Genomic DNA, 19,303 nt, shown 5'->3' with positions numbered 1-19,303 from the left:
CTACGAGATGGTCCGCCGCGACACCACCCGCCGCGAACACCACGTGACCACTGAGCACGGCATCGGCCGAATCGCGAGCGGCCTCATCATCTGGCTAGCCGCCCGCGACTTCCAAAACACGGCCTAGGCCCGGGCATCTCCAGCCCGTCCGGCGTTTGAGGACGAGGCCCGTTCAGGGCCGACAGAGGGGTCTGGGGGCGCAGCCCCCAGGTACGGGATGGGACGGGTAGGGGCGGCGGGGGCGAAACCAAGCCGCCGTACCCCCCCCACCTCACCCGGCCCCAACTCACCCAGGGATGACAACCGTACGCAACTCCCCATCCCCCAAATGCAACATCCCCTTGCCCGGCGCCACCTGCCCACCCACCATGCTCCGGCTGATGCGCAGCCCGATCAGATCCCCGCTCGAAGACTCCTGCGGGGACAGCAGAATCCCCCGCCGCCCCTTCTTCGCATCGACCTGCCACCCACTGAACCCACTGCAGACGTCTTCCTCGTCACCCGCGATGACAAGCCCGAGCCCCCGCTCCGCACCCCGCGAGACGATCTTCTTCAGCTGGCTCGCGGCGTCGCAGTCCTCCAGGATCTCCCCGTCGTCTACGAGGACCACGATCGGCTCCTCGACCGACGCCTGGTCGATGAGCTCCTCGAAGTCGTCCTCGTCGATGTCGTCGCCGGTGTACATCTTCAACACCCCGTCCACGCCGTCCAGTTGCCGCAACGGCGACTGGCGCGGCGCCGCGATGACCAGTCGTACGCCCTGAGACAGATACGACTGCGCGAAGTTCATCAGCACCGTCGAGCGGCCCGACTTGGCCGGCCCGGCGATGACGAACGTCGGCACACCCGTCGCGAGGTCGGGGCCGAAGCCGGTGATGTCGTCGCCGCCGATACCCACGAGCCCCCAGAGGCGGGAGCCGGAGGTCTCCGGGTCGCGCATGCCCCACGCATCCGCGAACGAGATCCGCGACGGCAGGCTGTCGACACGGAACGGGCGCCGGGAGCGCGGCACTTGGGCGTCCCGGGCCGCAGCCGCCTCCCCGATCGCGGTGATCGCGGCAGCCTGACCCTGACCGGTCGTGTCCTCCGACAACAGCGCGAACTGGGTCTCGATACCGGACTCGTTCTTGTAACCACGCCCCGGCGGAATCTCCTCCGGGACCTTGCGGTGCGGGATCCCGAGCGTCGAGAAGTCGCTGCGGTCGGCGAGCCGCAGCCCGTACTTCTCCTCGGTGAGCGTGGCGATCCGGCCGACCAGCAGCGTGCGGTCACCGGTCAGGACAAGGTGGATGCCGACGCTCGCGCCCTCGCGCATCATCGTCGTCAACTCGTCGGTCAGCGAGCCGTGGTCGACCTCGCCGAGGGTGGGCACCCAGCCCTCCCAGCGGTCCAGCAGGACGACGATGTGCGGCAGCCGCTCGTCCGCCTCGGACGCGGCCCGCTGCTCGCCGATGTCCGCGAACCCCTTCTCCGCCAACAGGTCCTGCCGGCGCGACATTTCACCCTTGAGCCGGTTGACCAGCCGGATCACGCGCTCGGTCTGGTTACGGCTGACGACAGCCCCGCAGTGCGGCAGCCGGCTCAGCGCGTTGAGCGCGCCGTTGCCGCAGTCGATGCCGTACAGGTGGACGTCGGCGGTGGAGTGGGTGCGGGCCAGCGAGGCCGCGATCGTACGCAGGATCTGCGAGCGGCCACTGCGCGGGGCGCCGCCGATCATCAGATGCCCGAAGGTGGCGAAGTCGACGACGACAGGGCGACGCGCCTGGGCGGCCGGCAGGTCCTCGATGCCGTACGGGACGGGCGCCAGTTTGCCCGTGCTGTGGTCGGCGAAGGCCGGGGTCTCGATCTCGTCGAGCAGCAGCGTCTCGGAGAGCGCGGGCAGCCAGGGGCTGTGCTGGGGCGGGATACCGAGCGACCGGTTGGCGTCGCGCACGGCGTCGACGAGCACCTTGAGGTCGGTGATCTCCTCGTCCTCCCGCGCCTCGACCTTGGGCTTCTTCAGCGCGGCCCGGCCCAGGTCCTCCCAGGCCAGCGGCCCCGACCAGGGCATGAGTACCGCCGGGTCCGCCGCTCCGGGCCGGCGTCCACCGACACGTCCGGACTGGAAGGGGACGAGGGAGGCGTGGCCGAGTCGTACGTACGCGCGCCCGGGGGTGTTCTTGGAGATGTGCCCGGCCTCCGGCGAGTCGATGACGTCGGACGACTCACCGCCGTCCGTCACGCGCAGCGCGATACGGAGGTTGGTGTTGGCGCGGATCTCCGGGGACACGACACCCGACGGCCGCTGCGTGGCCAGCAGCAGATGGATACCGAGGGAACGGCCACGCTGGGCGATGTTCACGAGACCCGTGACGAAGTCCGGCAGGTCGCGCACCATCGACGCGAACTCGTCGATGACGATGAGGAGTCGGGGGACGGGAGGATGCGAGGGATCCCTGCGCACGAGGTCCTGGTAGTCCTCGATGTCCTTGGCGTCGGCGGCGGCCAGGATGTGCTCACGGCGGTGCAGCTCGGCGCCGAGCGATTCGAGGGCGCGCTCGACGAGGTGGGCGTCGAGGTCGGTCACCATGCCGACGGTGTGCGGGAGATGCACACAGTCCTTGAAGGCGGCGCCACCCTTGTAGTCGACGAGCACGAACGTCATGTTCTCGGGGGTGTTGGCGACGGCGAGCGCGGCCACGATGGTCTGCAGCAGCTCTGACTTGCCGGAACCGGTCGTACCGGCGATGAGCCCGTGCGGACCGTCTTTCCGAATATCGATGCCGAACGCGCCGTCGTACGACTCACCGATGACAGCCATCGTCGACTGCCCGCCCATCCGCCAGCGCGCGGTGATCGCGTCGGGCGTGGGCGGTTCCAACTGAAGTACGTCGAGCAGCCGACTCGACCCGGGCAGCGCCGAGTCCTCGGTCTCGCCGCTGATGTCACGCAGGGCGGACAGGGACCGGGCCAGACGCAGACACCAGGCGGCGGAGACGAAGTCGGGCCGTACGTCACGCACGCGCTCCGCGCTCTCCTCCTCGACGCGCAGCCGCAGCTTGTCGGCCTGGGCGCGCCGGTCGGGCTCGCTGTCGGCGGCATGCCAGGCATGGAAGGAGGGGAAGGACGGGAACCCGCCCGCGACCGGCGGCTGAGGCTGACCCTGGTTGGCTGCGTACGCCGGGTCGGCGTGCTCCTCGGCCTTGGGCTCGGCGACGACGAAGGCCTGGCACTCACCGGGCAGGAACCGCTCCTCGGCGTCGAGGCAGAGGGCGTACATCGCCACGGCCGGCCCCTCGCGCAGCAGCTTGACGACGCCCGGCAGCGACCGCAGCCGCCGGGACCCGTCCCACACAACGACAATGTCCGGGTCGCTGAACGACGCCCGCTGCCCCTTGTTCTGCTCAAGGGCCTTCTTCCGCGCGTCGAGGATCTGCGTCAGCTCGCCGATCCGCGCGCCGACGGTCTCCGCGTCCGTCCCGATGAGGACGTTGACGTCCTGCCCGCCGGACGGCCTGGTGTGCGGCAGCCAGCGGACCCAGTCCCAGCTCTCCTGCGCGGTGCTCTCGCTGAGTACGTAGAACTGGACGTCCATGGGGCTCTGCAGCGCGGCGGTCTGGGCGACGGCCCACCGCCCGAGCGCGCGAGCCGAATCCCCGGGACCGGCCATACCGATAACCCCGAGCGACCGCAGGGACAACGCAACCGGCGCGTCCTCGATCTTCCAGGTCACCTGGCGCCGGTGCTCGTCCTGTTCGGGGTCGTCGAGCACGACCTCGGACGGCAACTGCCCCGTGCCGACCCGCAGCAGCAGATGATCACGGTCGGTACGCCGCCGCTCCCACAGCCGCGTACGAGGTCCGGTGCCGAGGGAGAGGACGGTGGCGGGGTCGGGAATGGCGTGCCGCCGGTCCTGTCGCTCCGCGAGCAGGGCTTCCTGCGCGTCCTTCTCGATCCGCGCCTTCTGCTCCTTGTACTCCTTGACCTGCTTGGCATGGGACTTGCGCCCGTGCTTCTTGTCCATGGAGTAGTTGGCGAACAGCATGATCGGACTGAGGCCGGCCATGATCAGGTAGTACCAGCGCCCGAAGATCGCCACGGCCACGATCGCGCCCACCAGGGGCGTCAGCGCCATCAGCCAGGGCAGCGGCCGGGCCTCGAAGTCCCGGGGCGGCGACGGCAGCCGGAACTTGGTCTGCCGGTCGGGGGCGCGCAGCCGGGGCGGCCGGTTGTAGTCGAGGCCGACGCCGTCCTCGGACCACTTGAGGGCGGCGTTGGGCGGGGTGTAACGGGCCAGCTCTACAAGGGAGTTGCCGATAGCGATCTGCCCGCCGAGGGGCCACTCGTTTCCCTCGACGTCGGCGATGTCCTTGCCGTCGAGAGTGACGCTTCCCGTGTCTCCGTCCGTGTCCCCATCCGTGTCCCCACCCTTGCCCCCATCCTTGTCCCTGTCCTTCTCGTCGCCCTTCTTCCCGTGTACGGCGAACTGGCAGGTGCCATCGGTTGCAACTGACAACGTGAGGGCGCGGGCGTCGACTTCGGGATCGTCGATCCGGATGTACGAGGCGGGCCCGCTGCCGATGTCGTACCGTCCGACCCCGAGCCGGTGCACGAACCCGGCGACGGGCCCGCCCACGACCCGCAGCTCGACGAGCCCGGTCGGCTCCCCGGGCAGACACCCGGCCGGATCCTGAAGACTGACAACGGCCCCTTCGCGCAAGGGCGATCCACTGACGTTCGCGCTCGGGTCGACGGCGTAACCGTCCACATAGACAAGGGGGGAGTTGTTGGGGGGCACCTGCCCGTGATGCCCGAGCGGGATGATCTGGGCACCGCTGTGGCCGACCTGTTTCGCCAGTTCCTGGGCGATGTCCCCGACGGTGGACTCGGGATCCGCGTCGAGCACGACGTCGGCGCTGCTCCCGCCGAACGGATCGACCACGGTCAGAGTCAGGCGCACGGTTGTCCTCCCCAACGGCCCCCGTGGCCGCTTCCACAACGCCAGCCACCGTACGCAGTGACGATATCCGCTCCCTATGACAGAAGGGCAACGGGTGGGATCGGGGCTCTTCCCTATGGTGAATCGGTGACGGAACGGTGTTGAACAGTTCTGTTCCAGAACCGGGATGTCTCCCCTCGCGCCACACCCGTAAGCTGCTGCCTCAGCGAGTTGGAACAGCGAGTTGGAACAGGGAAGCCACGGGGGTTGGCCCTGCGGCACTTTGACGAGGGAGCAGCTTCATGGCCAAGGACCTTGATGTCACATATCAGGACATGCGGGATGCTGCCAAGCATGTCGTGAAGGAGAAGGAAAAGCTCCAGGAGAAGCTGGACGGCCTGCGCAAGTACATCGCGAACCTGGTCGAGTCCGGCTACGTGACGAAGAGCTCGTCGAAGGCCTTCGACGAGAACTTCGAGGAGTTCACCCGCGGCGCGAAGGACACGCTGGACGGTCTGGACGGCATGGGTGACTACCTGACCATGGCCGCGGACAAGTTCGAGCAGATCGACGAGGAACTGGCCAAGTCGGCGAAGAAGTAGCCGAGAGGCAGTCGACAGACTCGACAGGTCAGGCTCTGCGAGGCGCCCGCCCGGTGCGACAGCGCATGCTGTGAACGCACCGGGCGGCGCCCGGTCTTCGTCCCGGTCCCGGTCCCACCCCCGGGCCCCGTCAGCTGTCGGGGAGGGATCTGTCAGGGAGGGGATGCCGGAGCGCGTACATGTGGAGCTCGCTACGGAGTTCTTCCGTCTCGACTCGCAGCCAGGATCCGTCACGGAATCGGATCAGCAGCATCCTCGTCTCGAACTCCCCGGAGAACGGGTCGACGAGGGTCGCCTCGGCGGCGGGGATGCGGGCGACGATCTGCATGTGCTTCTCCCGCCCCACGCTGACCCGCTTCGGCGGAGCCGCCAGGACGATCCCGTCCTCGGTGGCGAGCAGCAGTCGCTGGTGGTGGGTGGAGTGACCGTACCAACTCAACAGGAACTGCCCGGCGTTGGCGCCCCAGTTCCCGTCGAAGACCTTGTCGAGGCCTTGTTCGGCGATGGTGGCGTCCCGGCGCTTGCCATCCTCCTTCTTGGCTTGCCACCGCGCCTTCTCCTCCTTCGAACCGAGGGAGCGCTCGACGGCTTCCTCCGCATCGGACAGCAAACTCAACAGCATGATGAGCGGTATGAACGGCGCCCCGAGCACCGCGCCGAACATGCCCAACGGGGGCAGCCTGGCAGGGCGGAGCCGGGGGTTGCCCGCGGCCTGGAGCACGTCCGCCGGGGGCTGCGGGATCTTGTCGATCCAGCACCATTCACCGGCTTCGGCGTGGATGCCGAGGCGGTCCGTTGCCAGGCGCTGCTTGCTTCTGGATGTCACGTCGTGGGTCTCCTTCCAGGTTCTGCGCTGTCCGATACTTTTCGGGCGCAGAGGCGAATGTGGGCTGTGCGAGCGGGACACATGGACGGGAAGCAATAGCTGTGCAGTCGAAGGACGAAAAGACAGACTGACGTGATGACCGGGCGTGACCGTGGCCGGGTCCGGTCCGAGTGCCGGGGGAAAAATGGCAGCGAACTCGTCCCAGGCTGACGTACGGCCAGAGCCTGCGGATGAGGTCTCCTGGCGGCGGATCGAGATGATTCGCTGGTCACTCTGTACTCTCGCGTGCGCCGGAGGCTCCGCAGGACTGGCCTGGCTTGTCCCCGCGGCACCTCTGCCGAACCCGTTCGGTGGCGCGGCACTGGTACTCGCCTGGTTCGTGCTGCCGTTGGCGGCGGTGCTGGTACCTGTGCTGTGGCTGCGCCGGGTTCCGGTCAGGCGGCGAAAGGTCGCGTGGCAGTTCCTCGTGCCCGTTGTCGCGGGAGTGGCACTGGGCACGATCGGCAAACAGGCCGGCGATCAGGACGGTCTGGCGGATCGCGGCCGGTGGACCGAGGCCGTGGTCGTACACAAAGAAGAGGGCAAGACCGACAAGTGCCTGGTACGGGAGTCCGCCGGGCGTGCGATCTGGCCTTCGCTCTCGGAGGAGGACGGCTGCAGGGAGTCGGTGTCGGAGGGGGACACCCTGCGTGTCCGCTACGACCCCGAAGGCGTCGCCCGGCCGGTCGATGCCGTGGACACGATCTCGTACGGGGAACTGCTCACGTATCTCATCGTGGCGGCCGTGGCGATGGGTACGTGGGGTGGCGTTCGGCAGAGCCGGTGGGATCGGGAGTACGACGCCAGGGGCGAGCGGGGCTGACGGGTCCGCGATCAACGAGCACGAGCTATGCCGCGACGAGGTCACCCCATACGTATTTGCCTCGCCTGCCATCCCTGCTCAGTGGCTGCCAGCCCCAGAGGTCGGCGCAGGAACTGACCAGGGCGAGGCCGCGCCCTTCTTCACTGTGCGTGAGCTGGGCCAATGCCTCTGCTGAGAGCGGTGGTTTGGGTGGTTCGGGGTCGGCGTCCCATGCTCCGACGCGCAGTACGCCGGCCCGCATCCGTAGGCGTAGGGCGATGGGGCCCTTGGTGTGGCGTACGGCGTTGGAGACCAGCTCGGTGGCGAGGAGTTCGGCGATGTCGGTGAGGCGGATCAGGCCGTGCATCGTGAGGACGAGGCGGACGGTGCGGCGGCAGACGGTGACGGCGCGGAGGTCGTGGGGGATGTGGAGGACGTACTCCCAGGGCTCGGGCTCGGCGGGGGTGTTTCCTTCGAGTTCGGGCATGCGTGAACTCCGTTGGTGGGGAGGGGGGTTGAGGAGAGGTCGGCGGGTTTCGGGCGGTGGCTGTGCCGCAGCCGCCGTGGCAGGGAGGAGCGGTGCGCTTCCGGGATCCCGGTTTTCGCAGTGTGTGCGTCGCGTCACCGACAGTAGGTCTTAAAATTGCGACCACGCAAGTCGCTCGCGTAATCTGACGCCCGAACGGGGCACCCCCAACCGAGATTTGAGCCAGGGAGCTGTACATGGCGACACGGCGACACCCCACGGCGCGGCAAGTGCGCCTGGGCGCGGAGCTGCGCAAACTTCGGGATGCCGCAGGGCTGAAAGCCACCGAGGCGGCAACCCTGCTCGGGGTGAACTCGACTCAGATGAGTCAGATCGAGGCCGGCGTCGCAGGTGTCAGCGAGGAGCGCGTTCGTCGGCTCGCCGCCAACTATGCGTGTCCGGACTCTCAGTTGATCGACGCGTTGGTGGCCATGGCCACGGACCGGACCCGAGGCTGGTGGGAGGAGTTCCGGGGTGTCCTCCCGGCTGCCTACCTGGACCTCTCCGAACTGGACCACCACGCGACGTATCGCCACGATGTGGCGGTCATTCACGTGCCCGGGCTCTTCCAGACGGAAGCCTATGCGCACGCCCTCTTCTCCTACATGAACCCGGAGTTCCCAGCAGCCGAGTTGACGCACCGGGTGAGCCACAGGATGAAGCGGAAGGCCATCATCGAGGGCTCCAATCCCATTCCGTACGAGACCGTGATCCACGAAGCAGCGCTCCGCATCAAGGTGGCGGGCCGCGCCGCTTCCCAGGCTCAACTGGCCCGCATCCTGGAGCTGTCAGAGGAGGACCACGTGACCGTGCGGGTGATCCCGTTCGGCCTGGACGACTTCGCGGGAGCCGGAAGCACGATGGTGTATCTGGGCGGAGCGGTGCCCCACCTGGACACTGTCGTACGCGACGCCCCGCACAGTACGACCTTCATTGACTCCCAGGCCCAACTGGAGCACTTCCGGGAGCTCTTCCGTAGGGTGAAGGGAGCGTCGCTCATCCCCGAGCAGTCACGTGACCTCATCCACCGGATGGCCAAGGAAATGTGAGGAACCGTCATGATCACCCCCACCAGGTGGCGGAAGTCGTCCTTCTCCGGTGGCGGCGAGGGCAACGACTGCGTCGAGATAGCCTCCTTCCGCACCCGAGTAGCTATACGCGACTCAAAAGTCCCAGCGGACGCCACACTCACCTTCCGCCTCGTAGCCTTCACGGCGTTTGTCGAGGTGCTCAAGGCCGACAGCTCACGTACGGCAGCCTGACCGCGCCCACCGACGTCAGTTCTCTCGCCCGCTCTCCAAGCCGACGGTGACACGGCTGGGTGATGTCTCCGTCCCGCAGCCCCGGTTCAGGGAATCCAGATCGCCAGCGAGTGCGCGAGGTTCTCCAGGTCCTCGGAGGCGCTCATGAGGCGCGGGATGTCGTCGATCGCGGTCCACATCACGACGTCTGCTCCGTGCTCCTCGACTTGCCACGCGTAACGCACACAGGCGAGCAGGTGCGGTGAGTCGTCCTGGGGGACGTACCGGAAGGTTGTCAGGCCTTCCCCCAGCCGCTCGGCCTTGAAGGTCTTGACGACCGGCGGTTCGACGGCCTCCGGGTCGTCCGCCAGGGTCAGGGCCCGAAGGGTTTCCTCGCGGGGGCGTTGGGCCGGACCGATGGCTACGCAGACGGGGATCGGTAGGTCGGTGGGGTGGTCGAGGTGGAGGAAGAGCCAGTGCTGTGAGCCGGGTGGGCAGAAGGCTTCGGCGCAGCGCGCGAGGGTGGTGCTTACGAAGTCCACGCCGTTGGGGCCGGGATCGAGCTCACGATCCGCCCACAGGTCCTCGGCTGCTTCGTGGCACCATGTCCGGATGTCGTCCCATTCTTCAAAGGGGGCCAAGGGCCCACCGCGTGGCGGAAGAATGACCCACGGATAGGCATCGACATACTCAATGTCGATGATGGGCCAGAACTCGCTCATCCCCGCCTCCAGCGGAAGTTGGCCATCACAGCGTCGAACCACTCGACGAGGGCTTCTGCCAGCTCGTCCTGCGGATTTCCGCCTCCGATGGTGGAGAAGGCGGCCACGAACCAGCGGTCGGGATCGCCGGGTACGGACACGATGTACTCGACCCGTCGGGAGGCCAGTTCCGCGCCCCGGTCCGGGGCAGCCGCGGCAACGTGCTCCCGGCGCACGGCGAGGGCGCCGTCGATCTCACCGGAGCTGAGATCGGCCCCTTCCACTCCGTCCTGGGACAACAACTGCACTGCAATGTCGGTCGGTTCTCCCGCGCCGTTCGTCCCGAAGCGTCGCGGGAGCAGGCTCTCCGAGACGAGGATCGAGGCGCCCAGACTGAAGTTGAACTCTCCGCCGCCCATGGGCTTCACTGGCAGATAGAGGTCTAGACCTTTGGTCTGCTGGGCCTGCGCGACGGCCCGCCGGAACCTTCGCGCCAGTTCCCGCTTGTACGGGCCGACCTTGTCGGGTGGCGCGTCCTTGGGAACCCGGGTGTAGGCATCTTCCAGGATGCGGTGGACAGCTTCCTCGGTGCCGTGGCGCAGAGGGACCTGGGCCCACTGGTCGGGGAGGAGAAGGCGGTAGCCGGTGACAGGCGCGATGGTTTCCGCCGACGGGTCGGCTTCGTCAGTGAGCATGAGCGGCCTCCTTACCGTTGAGGTACCGGATGCCCGCGAAGGTACCGATACTTGCGGCGACCGCGATCCAGAGAATCCACACGCCCTGAAGAACAGCGAAGGCCAGTGCGTAGATGAAGTAGAAACCCAACGGAATCCTGAGGAAGTTGCGCTCGTACGCTAGCCCGGCCCAGTCCTCCGGACGCCGCGCTAGAAAGACCAGGACTCCCGGAGTGAGCGAGCAAATGGCCCACTCCCAGGTCGGCGTGGAGATCAATTCCTCGTCGAAAAAGTCCTTGGTGAAGGGCGCGGCGAACGCGCGCAGCACAGCCAGAACGAAAACCACTTTGACAGCTGCCAAGCCGTACAGAAAACGCGGGGCTCGTAGGTTGGCCGGGTCGGCTTCCCTGGCGCGGGGGGCGTCGGTCATCAGCGTGCTTCCTTCACCATTGCGAGCCTACGGGCGCGGTCATTCGGTCCTTCATCCTGCCGTACTCTCCGTCGGTGGCGAAGTCTCCGCTCTTGTCGGCCAGGTCCAGGCTGGTTGAGACCCCCCACGAGCCCCGGATCGTGTCTTTGTGGCGTTCGGCCTGGCGGGCGTTGTCGGCGAGTGCGCTGTTGTCCGGGTACTCGTCCCGCAACTTCTTGATGTCCTTCATCTGGCGGCCGAGTGCCTTGTCGCCCAGCACACCCGCCGTCTCCTGTGCACTGACCTGAGGCATGTCGGCATCGCGCACCTCGTCGGACGCACGTTTCCCGGCTGCGCGGTTCTGGTTTTCCATGTTCAGGCGGCGGGCACGGGCCTTTTCGCGTGTTTTGCTCGACGTGCCGCCACGCCTCCGCTCGGCGCGTGCCGCCGTATTTCTCGCTCCAGAGTTACCCCGAGAGGCCTGCGCAGCGGCTTTGTCCTTGGCCAGCCCGGCTGCGGTCTTGCGGGAACTCGCCTGGAGGGCTTTGACGGCCTTGGCTGCTTTGATTCCGTTCCGCGCCATTTTGAGCGCGCCGATGTCCATGATGACGTCGAACCACGAGCCGTTTCCGGTGAGCGCTTGCGCGAGGTGGATCAGAGCCACGGCGATGGTGAGTGCGAGCGCGAGAGGACCGAGGAAAGGGAAGAACATGGCGGCAAAGCCCACGATTGTCGCAGCCCAGCTCAACCCATCTGCCCACTTGCCGAGCCATTCGGCGTCAGCCACCCACGCCTTGACGTCGTTCCACCAACTGTCCTTCATGTCGTCATCAATGGACGACCGAATCTTGCCCGCAAAGTGGCCGGCTCGCTCCTCATAGTCACCGGCCGCTGTGTTGACCCGCTTCCGCGCGTCCTCCAGGTCCTCCTTGGCGCGCTTGAGTTCGGGATCCTCCGCAGGGGAACTGCCGTCCTCCTTGCTGTCCCCGTCCCTCTTCTTTTCCGAGCCCGACTTGTCGTCCGCCTTGGCTGCGTGACGGTCGATGATGCGCTGGGCTTCCTGAGCGTCACCGAGGGCCTTGTCGGCCTTCCGCTGGAAATCCTCCAGCTCGTCAGCCCAGTTGGACAGGTGGCCCTTCACCTCGCGGTAGCGGTCCTCCGTCTCGTCGAGCTTGCGGCCCAGACCGCGGGCGTCTTCGCCCAGCTTCTCGGCGTACTGGCCCTTGAGGTTGTCGGCGTCGGCCATCGCTGTGAGCGCCGCAGCCTGCGTACGCAGGAACTCGGCGATCTTCTTCATGTGCGTGACCTGGCCGCGGATGCCTTCTGGATCCCCTGGTACGGGATCGCTCTCGCGCAGTGGGTGCCAGTCCTTCGGTCTTGCCATTTCTCCCCCAGAAGAAAACGTTCAGCAGGTACTCAACGGGACGTACGGCCCCTACTTCTTCTTTTTCCCGGCTTTGGCCAGCTCATCATCGAGGCTCTTGAACGTGTCTCGAGTTCCTTCGACCATCTTGCCGACGGATTCCAGCGACTCCAGTAGACGCTTACGGTTGTCGTCCCAGTTGTCGATGAATTCGGTCATGGCCTCCTTGATTTCGGAGGCTCCAACTGCCGACTTGACCTCATCCTTCCATTCGCCGAGATTTTTGAACTCGCGTTGAATGGCGTTGAGTTGTTTTGCCGACGTGTTGAGCAGGCCGAAGTCAACGATCAGGTCCGACATTGGCATTCCCCCGAAGATCCGTAGCGAGACGTGAACTATAGAGATGAAGATGGAGGATCGTGTTTCTGAGCACTACGAGACCGAGCGGCCCGGATTCTCCAAGCGCCGCCTCGGAGCACACTTCTCGCTGGCCCTCTCCCGCCGGACACGCCGACCGTGGGTGGATGGCACCGGTGAAGGTCGCGTAGCTCTCCACGAAGGACTGAACCCATGTCGCGGACTCCGTCCGTGCGGGCGTCGCCGGTCGGCAGGAGAGCTGCGGCCGCGGCAGGCGCGACGTCAACAGCCAACGAGTGGCGCTTCAAGGTGGGCTCCCCGTGAGACAAAGATTCAGTCAAGGGAATGACGGTAGCGGCGAGGCTGGAGGTTTCGCCAGTGCGAACTTGCCTGAGAGGCTTCTCGAATCGGGTTACAAAGGGAGGTTGGCGGTGGGCTCGGGCTTCGCCTCGCGACCTCCCTTGAACTTCCGGGATCAGCCGACTGGAGCAACCTCGACCGAAGGATCGGCAGGGTCTACGAACGACACCGTCTGGAGGACGGCCGCCGTCATGTCGCAGAGCTCTCCCCAGTGGTCCATGGCTGCGGTGTCCAGTGTGAAGACCGCCACGAAGGGGGCTTCCGGGAAGGGGACGAAGACCTGGATCTGGCCGGTGAGGAGTCTGCCCTCCTCGCCTGTGGAGGTGAGTTCCGGGCCGATGACGACTTCGCGGAGCGTGATGTTCGATACGGCCGGGCCGCAGGGCAGGGTCATGCGGCGGCTGTCGGTGAGTGGATCGCGGGCGAAGCCCTGCGCGATCACGTCGGCGGCGTCCTCGGGCCTGGTGTGCGAGGACTCGACGGCCCCCACGGTGAACGAGCAGTGCACGACACCGCCGTTGTCGTCGCTGAACACGCACATGGCCGAGTACGCGATGCCAACGTTCGCGAAGACTTCGGTGAGGCCGGCGTAGAAGGGCGCCGCGGACTCCCAGAGGCCGGCGTTCCCTTCTGGAAACAGCCCGCGTGCGAACTCGTTGGCTGCGGCTGCCCTGCCGTCCGGGTCCGCGTCGACGGGCAGGGCATGGAAGCCGTCCGGTGCTACGAACGACATGGGTGGGACAGTCGGATCGTCGATGACTGTCGGAGTACCGGGCGAACCTATGTTGCTGGTGCTCACGTTCAGGCCTTGCCCTGTCCTATGTCTCCGGAGTGCGGTGTCGCGTCCTTACCGGCCTCGTCCATCACGAACCCCCGTGACTCGGAGACCACCCCCGGTTTGCTGCCGAGCACAGCCGATTGGACCCTGACCAGTCCGCTGGGCAGCAGGGTGAGGGTGGGCGCCGGCGTCCCCGTGGGCAGGGTCGCCGTGAAGCGGGAGATCCGCTCCCGCTGTTCCGCCGAGAGCTCGGATTCGGACAGCCTGCGATGGCTTCCGGCGAGCAGGCCGAGCAACTCCGTCGTGTGATCGGAGACTCGCATGGTCAGCCGTACCCAGGAACCGTCCTGGAAAAGGAGCCTGAAGTCCGACTGGCCCAGGCTGAATCGGCGGGGTGTCGCTTCGGCGACGTTTTCTCGCGGTGTCTCCCACAGCACAGTGCCGGAGCCCGTGACGAGGAGGCGTCGCGTGGTCAGCACGATCTCCGTGACGTATCCCGAAGGGCGTCGGGAGGGGTCGAGTTGCCAGGGCACCGTACGGGCTGTGTCGTCGGCGTCGGCCCACATGACCGGGAAGTCGTCGACCTCGTTCTCCCGATCCTCCAGCTTCCCGCGTCCCGGCTCGGGATTGACCGTGCTGCCGCCCAACAGGTCGGAGAGGATGCCACCTGCCACGGCGAAGACACCCGAGACGCCGGTGCTGACGTGCACTCCTGCCTTTCCCGGGAGCCCGCGGACCGAGAACGCGGGCCCGACCGGCCAGCCCGGCAGCTCGGGCTCGACGTCGTTGCGCCGGCGGTCGCGGAAGGAGCGTCTTCCCTCCACGGACGCGGCGGTGCCGGTCGCGAACGAGACCGGGTAGCGCGCCAGTTCCGTCTCGTCCTCATCGGATTCCGGGTGCCGGTCCACAGGGTTGTCCGTCCTCATCAGGAGGCGACCGCCGATTCGAAGCGGTCGCCGGGGTGAATGGCGTCACCGAGGTGCGTGGGTATCGACCACAGCTTGGGAGCGATCTTGATGCCCGCGTCGATACCGCGGCCCAGGTTACTCATGGGGTCGATCGACCACCTGCCCCGGCTTGCCAGACTCAGGCCGCGAGTCCCGAGCCACTGACCGTTGTGGACCGTCTGCTCGGCAACCATGGTCATACGCCCCATGAGTCCGTCGGCCTTGATCAGGCCGCCATGCTTGAGGCCCCACAGCCCTATGGTCTTGCCCTTGACGGTGAGGTTCACAGCGCCCGCGACGTTGTCGCCGATACCCACGATGTTCCGCCCGATCGTGGTGACGCCGCGGACCCCCGAACCCAGCCTCGCGGCCCGGCCGGCAGCGACTGCACCGTCGGCGACCTTGACACCTTTGGCGAACGCGCCGACGCCCGGGATGGAGCCGAGCGCGTCCAGGCCGATGTTCAGCCAACTGACGTCCGCACCGCCCGCCTTGGCCGTGAGATGGCTGAGGAGCGCGAGGCCGCTGGTGATGACGGCAGCAGTGGCGAAGATCGCCCCGAGGGGCGGGAACGGCATCGTGATGATCGCCAGCATGCCGAGGATGCCGCTCAGATCGCCGAGGAAGTCGCCTATCGCCTTGAAGGTTTCGGCGTTTTCGGAGACCCAGCCCTTCACGTCGTCCCAGAAGCTGTCCTCGATGGCGTCGTCGAGCTGGTCACGGATCTTGCCCGCGAAATGGTTGCCCCGCTCGTCCCGCTCCGCCTCTATGCGGAAGAGCTGAAGCCGGAACTCGCTGAGCGGATCGTGGTCCGTGCCGCTGGGGGAGGAACTCGGCTCGCCCGGCTTGGCCTTCTCCGAGGCCTTCTTCTTCTCGGCGTCCACCTCTTCCTGGGCCTGCTTCGCGTTGGCGAGGACCTTGTCGGCCTGCCTCTGGAAGTCCTCCAGCTCGCCTGCCCAGCTGTACAGATATCCGTGCACGCGCTCGTAGCGTTCCGCCACTTCGCGCAGCTGCTTCTCCAGCCCTTCGGACTTGTCCCGCAGTGAGTCGGCGTACTCGCCCTTGAGCTCGTTGTCGTCGCCGATGCCGCTGAGCAACCGGGCCTGTTCGCGGAGGGAGCTCGCGACGCCCTTTATGTGCCGGACCTCGGCGCGTATCTCGTCGGGATCCCCTGGGACCGGGTCCGATTCCGCGAGCGGATGCCAGTCGCGGGGGCGAGTCTTCGGCGCGGTCGTCACTTCCTCGCTCCCTTGCGCAGTTGCTTGGCAAGCTCGGCGTCCAAGCCCGTGAATCCGTCGATGGTGGCCTTGACCAGCTTGCCTACGACATCGATGTTCTGGAGCAGGGCTTTGCGGTAGTCGTCCCAGTTGTCCACGAACTCGTCCATGGCATCGGTGATGCCGCTGCTGCCCCAGTGCTCACGTATGTCGTCGTTTCGTGCTTCCAGGTTGGTGAATTCCTTCTTCAGTTTGCGGAGCCGGGACTCCGACTCCACGAGAAGGTCGACATTCACCTTGAGGTCTGAGTCGTTCGCCATCCTGTTCCTTCCGGCGGGGCTGGTGATCCCGAGCAGGCAACTCGGTTCTCAGCGGTTGACGGCCTGGATCTCCTGGACGGTGATCGCCTGTTCGCTGCCGAACGTCCCGTTGGGCAGGTCGCCGCCCGCGCCGCCAGTGCCGGTCCAGGCGATGTCCCAGGTGATGGTCGCCCTGAGCTTGTACGTTCCGTCGCCCGAGGAGCGGAGGTACTTGATTCCGCACGGCGGTGTCTGGCTGGACTTGCCCGTGGCGTAGGGCTCGCCGATGGAGCCGTCGGCGTTGATGACGCACTCGCCGGAGGCCGGGTATGTCTCGGCGTCCTCGGTGCCCGGCTCCATCTTGAGGGACACCGGCTTGGCGGTGGTCGTGGCCTGGATGTTGAAGCCAGGGGCGTTGAGGGCCGCCGTCGCCTGGACCTCGTCGAAGACGGCCTTGTCGAGCCAGGCCCAAGTGGGCAGGTTCACCTTGGTGTTGGCCGCAGGGGCGAGGGTGACCTTGGTGTCGGGGAGCTGCATGTGCTGGTAGGCGAGGCCTGCGAGTATCTCCGGGCTGATGGCCTGTTCGTACTGGGGCGGCGGGGCCTCACCGTTGTCGACCCAGAAGGGGAGGTCGGTGCAGGACATCCGCTTGAGAACATCCGGCTCGTTGGGGTTCTCGACACCGGCCCAGAACATCCCGTCGCCGTCCTTGTCGACGTTGTAGTCCTTGTAGCCGGGGGTGTCGGTCCAGCCGTAGTCGTCCTCGTAGTGGCGCTGCACGTCGCCGATCGCCGAGCCTGCGGTGCCGCCCATGCCGGGCGTGTTCAACGAGTCCTCGATGCTCTTGGACATCTTCGCCTTGAAGTCCTTGGCGCCGAGGTAGGGGGCGTACCAGCAGGCAGGGGGCGTCCAGTTGACGTCGGCCGACGTTACGTTGCCGGTCCTGCCGCCCTTGGCGACGGAGCCGGAGTACTGGATCTTGGCGGCGGCGTAGATGCCTGTGGTGTCGCTGCCGCCCTGCTGCTCCGAACTGGCGCCTTCGTCGAAGGCCGATGGTTCCTCGGAGTAGGCCGGATGTGCGAGGCCGCTGATGCCGAAGGTCAGCATCAGCACAGTGGCACCGAGAAGCATGCGTCGCAAGCTACTCACTGGCACTGCGCCGCCTTCGTCTCGACGAATACCTTGGACGCCTGCCACAGGCTGTCGCTCGTAGGGAACTTGATCATAATGATCTTGAAGTAGGCGAAGTCCGAGATGCTGGGCGTAGTCTTCAAGACCTTCCCGGTCTTGACCTCTTTGCCATAGAACTTGCTTGAGTCCACGCAGAACGCGACCTCCACGGAGTTGCCGTTCGCAGTGGACCTAGTGGTGGCCTGGTACTGGCGCCGCGTGCCGGTGGCCGTCCAGTCGCCCTTGAGCCTGCTTTCGATCTGGGTCTTTGCGTAGGTCAGCCCGTTGCCGGTGGAGTAGGCGGTCACGGCCGCGTCGTCGGCCGCTCGTTTGTCGACGCCGTGATAGATGGCACGGATGTAGTTCGCGGCGTCGTCCATCGCCGCCGCCTCGTTCTTGTCCGTCGGCTTGGTCCAGTCGAAGACCAGGTTGATGTCCTTGGGCAGGGACACATCCACGCCGTCCGGGTTGGCCTCCGCCGCTGACGCCGAGGGTTCCGCCGACTTCGTCGGTGTCGCCGTGGTCTGGTCGGCGCCGGCGATCTTGTTGTTGTCGGTGGACTTGTCGGCTCCGTTGCCGCAGGCCGTCAGCAGCAGGGCTGCGGTCGCGGTGAGCGCGGCAGCAACGGGCAAAGAACGGCGCTTCAAGGTGGGCTCCCCGTGAGATGTCGATACAGCTGAAAGCCCTGACGGTATCTGGGGGGCCTGTGGTCCTGCCAGGCTGGACTGCCTTCGCGTCGGGGGTGTTTGTGAATCTATGGGGGCAAAATCGATGCGTCCTGTGTCCCGATCGTGTCCACCCGGGGATGCGCTCGGCCCCGGGCATTACGGCATTGCCCGAAGCCACGCTGTTTCCTCCGCCTTCGCTGCAGCTATCGGAGCTAAAGGAACGGCGTCCCCGCGTCCAGCCCCGACAGCACCCGTCCGTACAGCTCCAGGTTGGTCGTCGGGTTGACGAACGAGTGGAGGCTCAGGGCGTGGATGTCTCGGACTGTTCGCTGGATCGGGACCTCGCGGTGCAGGGAGGATGCGCCGGAGGCGGAGGCGAGCAGGTCTATGGCCTCCTTACAGAGGCGGGTCGTGTAGCCGCTCTGGGCTCTGATCCTGGCTCGCTCCTCCGGCGTGTACGGGGTGCCGGTCGCCGCCCTTGACTCGATCGTCGTGACGAAGTCGGTGGTCAGCAGCTCAGCGCAGGTGATCTTCATCGCCGCCTCGGCCGCCTGGAGGTGGGTGACCGTCGCCTCGTTCTGGTGTTCGTGGAAGGTGTACGTGATGCCCCGGTGGTGGATGCGCTCCGTGAACTCCGTCAGCGCTGAGCGGGCCAGGCCGAGGGCGTTCGGGGGCGTCCAGGCGCAGAAGAGGAGCAGGACCGGCATGCCGTAGAAGGGGTCGGCCGCGTTGGTCTTCGACGCGATCGTGCCGTCGAGCAGGGGGCCCACCGGTAGGACCCGGTGCGCGGGGACCACGACGTCCCGGGCGACCACGCTGTTGCTGCCGCTGCCGGCCAGCCCCGACACGTACCAGTCGTCGAGGATCTCCAGGTCGGTCATCGGGATGGCGGCCCAGAGGAGTTCGGGAGGACCGGGAGGACCGGGAGGACCGGGAGGTCCGGGCGGGTTGTCGGATGTGTCGGCATCGGGCTCGACGCGGACCGTCAGCAGGTGCCAGTCGGCGTCCCGGCAGCCGGTGGCGAAGGCCGAGGTGCCGTTGACGACGTAGCTGCCGTCGGGTCGCGCGACGGCTGTCGCGTCGGGGATGAGGGTGCCGCCGACCCGTACGTCGGGGGAGGTGAAGATCTCGTCCTGGGCCTCGTCCGGGAAGAGCGCCGCGATGTAGGCGCAGCCGGCCTGGATCAGAGCCATGAAGCCGGCCGAGCCGCAGGCGGCGGCGATCTCGGACAGGGCGTCGACCTGGGTGTGCAGGGGGGACTGGTAACCGCCGTACCGGCAAGGGACTTCCCAATCGTGTTGTCAAGCCGCTCCCGTGACGGGAGGTGAAGCGTGAAAGCACTCTCCGTCACGGATCATCGCCCACAGGACGTTGAGGCGTCGGCGTGCGAGGGCCAGCAGGGCCTG

General features: G+C 66.8%; 19 protein-coding genes. 4 read left to right on the top strand and 15 right to left on the bottom strand.

Translation table 11 applies throughout. The features are described from left to right. Window positions 1–286: 286 nt before the first annotated feature. A complete protein-coding gene (locus G3I56_RS42045) occupies window positions 287–4,939 on the bottom strand; it encodes an FtsK/SpoIIIE domain-containing protein (RefSeq protein ID WP_164418719.1) in 4,653 nt (1,550 codons plus the stop codon). A gap of 281 nt (window positions 4,940–5,220) precedes the next feature. Between G3I56_RS42045 and G3I56_RS42040 the strand changes: the two genes are divergently transcribed. Further along, entirely contained in the window at window positions 5,221–5,520 is a 300-nt protein-coding gene (locus tag G3I56_RS42040; RefSeq protein ID WP_006380729.1) for a WXG100 family type VII secretion target, read from the top strand. Window positions 5,521–5,650: 130 nt separating this feature from the next. Here the strand turns inward: G3I56_RS42040 and G3I56_RS42035 are convergent, their stop codons facing one another. Then, window positions 5,651–6,346, bottom strand: coding sequence for a hypothetical protein (locus G3I56_RS42035; protein WP_164418717.1), 696 nt, complete (start codon window positions 6,344–6,346; stop codon window positions 5,651–5,653). Between the two features lie 184 nt (window positions 6,347–6,530). On the opposite strand from G3I56_RS42035, the gene G3I56_RS42030 reads away from it, so the two are divergent. Continuing rightward, window positions 6,531–7,208 (top strand): hypothetical protein, encoded by a 678-nt coding sequence (locus G3I56_RS42030; protein ID WP_239135446.1) that lies wholly within the window; start codon window positions 6,531–6,533, stop codon window positions 7,206–7,208. Window positions 7,209–7,233: 25 nt separating this feature from the next. On the opposite strand, the gene G3I56_RS42025 is transcribed toward G3I56_RS42030, so the two are convergent. Further along, window positions 7,234–7,674 carry an ATP-binding protein gene (locus tag G3I56_RS42025; protein ID WP_164418715.1) on the bottom strand — a complete coding sequence of 147 codons (441 nt, stop codon included), beginning with the start codon at window positions 7,672–7,674 and terminating at the stop codon, window positions 7,234–7,236. Window positions 7,675–7,910: 236 nt separating this feature from the next. Between G3I56_RS42025 and G3I56_RS42020 the strand changes: the two genes are divergently transcribed. Together G3I56_RS42020 and G3I56_RS42015 are read left to right on the top strand one after the other, a co-directional pair. Further along, window positions 7,911–8,762, top strand: coding sequence for a helix-turn-helix transcriptional regulator (locus G3I56_RS42020; RefSeq protein WP_164418713.1), 852 nt, complete (start codon window positions 7,911–7,913; stop codon window positions 8,760–8,762). Between the two features lie 9 nt (window positions 8,763–8,771). Next, complete coding sequence (locus G3I56_RS42015) at window positions 8,772–8,975, top strand: DUF397 domain-containing protein (RefSeq protein WP_164418711.1); 204 nt, start codon at window positions 8,772–8,774, stop codon at window positions 8,973–8,975. An 86-nt stretch (window positions 8,976–9,061) separates the two neighbouring features. On the opposite strand, the gene G3I56_RS42010 is transcribed toward G3I56_RS42015, so the two are convergent. The 12 genes from G3I56_RS42010 to G3I56_RS41955 form a co-directional block, all read right to left on the bottom strand. Then, window positions 9,062–9,595 (bottom strand): hypothetical protein, encoded by a 534-nt coding sequence (locus G3I56_RS42010; RefSeq protein ID WP_239135445.1) that lies wholly within the window; start codon window positions 9,593–9,595, stop codon window positions 9,062–9,064. 77 nt (window positions 9,596–9,672) lie between these two features. Continuing rightward, window positions 9,673–10,350: a hypothetical protein gene (locus G3I56_RS42005; protein ID WP_164418707.1), complete on the bottom strand. Its 678-nt coding sequence runs from the start codon at window positions 10,348–10,350 to the stop codon at window positions 9,673–9,675. Beyond that, window positions 10,340–10,759 carry a hypothetical protein gene (locus tag G3I56_RS42000; protein WP_164418705.1) on the bottom strand — a complete coding sequence of 140 codons (420 nt, stop codon included), beginning with the start codon at window positions 10,757–10,759 and terminating at the stop codon, window positions 10,340–10,342. The genes G3I56_RS42005 and G3I56_RS42000 overlap by 11 nt, the downstream gene beginning before the upstream one ends. 13 nt (window positions 10,760–10,772) lie before the next feature. Next, on the bottom strand, window positions 10,773–12,122 hold the full coding sequence (locus tag G3I56_RS41995; protein WP_164418703.1) for a putative T7SS-secreted protein: 1,350 nt from the start codon (window positions 12,120–12,122) through the stop codon (window positions 10,773–10,775). A gap of 51 nt (window positions 12,123–12,173) precedes the next feature. Further along, window positions 12,174–12,461, bottom strand: coding sequence for a hypothetical protein (locus G3I56_RS41990; RefSeq protein WP_164418700.1), 288 nt, complete (start codon window positions 12,459–12,461; stop codon window positions 12,174–12,176). Window positions 12,462–12,933: 472 nt separating this feature from the next. After that, entirely contained in the window at window positions 12,934–13,551 is a 618-nt protein-coding gene (locus G3I56_RS41985; protein WP_164418699.1) for a hypothetical protein, read from the bottom strand. A gap of 68 nt (window positions 13,552–13,619) precedes the next feature. Beyond that, window positions 13,620–14,522, bottom strand: a complete 903-nt coding sequence (locus G3I56_RS41980; protein WP_164418697.1) for a hypothetical protein — start codon at window positions 14,520–14,522, stop codon at window positions 13,620–13,622. Further along, the gene (locus G3I56_RS41975; protein WP_164418695.1) at window positions 14,522–15,781 is read right to left on the bottom strand and encodes a putative T7SS-secreted protein; all 1,260 of its coding nucleotides are present in this window, start codon (window positions 15,779–15,781) and stop codon (window positions 14,522–14,524) included. The genes G3I56_RS41980 and G3I56_RS41975 overlap by 1 nt, the downstream gene beginning before the upstream one ends. Continuing rightward, window positions 15,778–16,080: a hypothetical protein gene (locus G3I56_RS41970; RefSeq protein ID WP_164418693.1), complete on the bottom strand. Its 303-nt coding sequence runs from the start codon at window positions 16,078–16,080 to the stop codon at window positions 15,778–15,780. Before G3I56_RS41970 ends, G3I56_RS41975 begins: the two co-directional genes overlap by 4 nt. Window positions 16,081–16,128: 48 nt before the next feature. Then, the gene (locus tag G3I56_RS41965; protein WP_164418691.1) at window positions 16,129–17,190 is read right to left on the bottom strand and encodes a hypothetical protein; all 1,062 of its coding nucleotides are present in this window, start codon (window positions 17,188–17,190) and stop codon (window positions 16,129–16,131) included. A gap of 14 nt (window positions 17,191–17,204) precedes the next feature. Then, window positions 17,205–17,876, bottom strand: a complete 672-nt coding sequence (locus tag G3I56_RS41960) for a hypothetical protein (RefSeq protein ID WP_164418689.1) — start codon at window positions 17,874–17,876, stop codon at window positions 17,205–17,207. 233 nt (window positions 17,877–18,109) lie between these two features. Further along, window positions 18,110–19,090: an acyl-CoA dehydrogenase family protein gene (locus G3I56_RS41955; RefSeq protein ID WP_343240221.1), complete on the bottom strand. Its 981-nt coding sequence runs from the start codon at window positions 19,088–19,090 to the stop codon at window positions 18,110–18,112. Window positions 19,091–19,303: the final 213 nt, after the last annotated feature.

This window comes from Streptomyces sp. SID12488 (assembly GCF_010548275.1).
Lineage (GTDB): Bacteria > Actinomycetota > Actinomycetes > Streptomycetales > Streptomycetaceae > Streptomyces.
This window is presented reverse-complemented; position numbering and strand designations above follow the sequence as displayed.

Excerpts from the sequence above, each read along its gene's own strand:
- G3I56_RS41985 (WP_164418699.1), bottom strand. The coding sequence starts at position 13,551 with ATGTCGTTCGTAGCACCGGACGGCTTCCATGCCCTGCCCGTCGACGCG.
- G3I56_RS41965 (WP_164418691.1), bottom strand. The coding sequence starts at position 17,190 with ATGCTTCTCGGTGCCACTGTGCTGATGCTGACCTTCGGCATCAGCGGC.
- G3I56_RS41970 (WP_164418693.1), bottom strand. The coding sequence starts at position 16,080 with ATGGCGAACGACTCAGACCTCAAGGTGAATGTCGACCTTCTCGTGGAG.
- G3I56_RS41990 (WP_164418700.1), bottom strand. The coding sequence starts at position 12,461 with ATGTCGGACCTGATCGTTGACTTCGGCCTGCTCAACACGTCGGCAAAA.
- G3I56_RS42030 (WP_239135446.1), top strand. The coding sequence starts at position 6,531 with ATGGCAGCGAACTCGTCCCAGGCTGACGTACGGCCAGAGCCTGCGGAT.
- G3I56_RS41955 (WP_343240221.1), bottom strand. The coding sequence starts at position 19,090 with ATGGCTCTGATCCAGGCCGGCTGCGCCTACATCGCGGCGCTCTTCCCG.
- G3I56_RS42005 (WP_164418707.1), bottom strand. The coding sequence starts at position 10,350 with ATGCTCACTGACGAAGCCGACCCGTCGGCGGAAACCATCGCGCCTGTC.
- G3I56_RS42000 (WP_164418705.1), bottom strand. The coding sequence starts at position 10,759 with ATGACCGACGCCCCCCGCGCCAGGGAAGCCGACCCGGCCAACCTACGA.
- G3I56_RS41980 (WP_164418697.1), bottom strand. The coding sequence starts at position 14,522 with ATGAGGACGGACAACCCTGTGGACCGGCACCCGGAATCCGATGAGGAC.
- G3I56_RS42040 (WP_006380729.1), top strand. The coding sequence starts at position 5,221 with ATGGCCAAGGACCTTGATGTCACATATCAGGACATGCGGGATGCTGCC.
- G3I56_RS42020 (WP_164418713.1), top strand. The coding sequence starts at position 7,911 with ATGGCGACACGGCGACACCCCACGGCGCGGCAAGTGCGCCTGGGCGCG.
- G3I56_RS41995 (WP_164418703.1), bottom strand. The coding sequence starts at position 12,122 with ATGGCAAGACCGAAGGACTGGCACCCACTGCGCGAGAGCGATCCCGTA.
- G3I56_RS42015 (WP_164418711.1), top strand. The coding sequence starts at position 8,772 with ATGATCACCCCCACCAGGTGGCGGAAGTCGTCCTTCTCCGGTGGCGGC.
- G3I56_RS42025 (WP_164418715.1), bottom strand. The coding sequence starts at position 7,674 with ATGCCCGAACTCGAAGGAAACACCCCCGCCGAGCCCGAGCCCTGGGAG.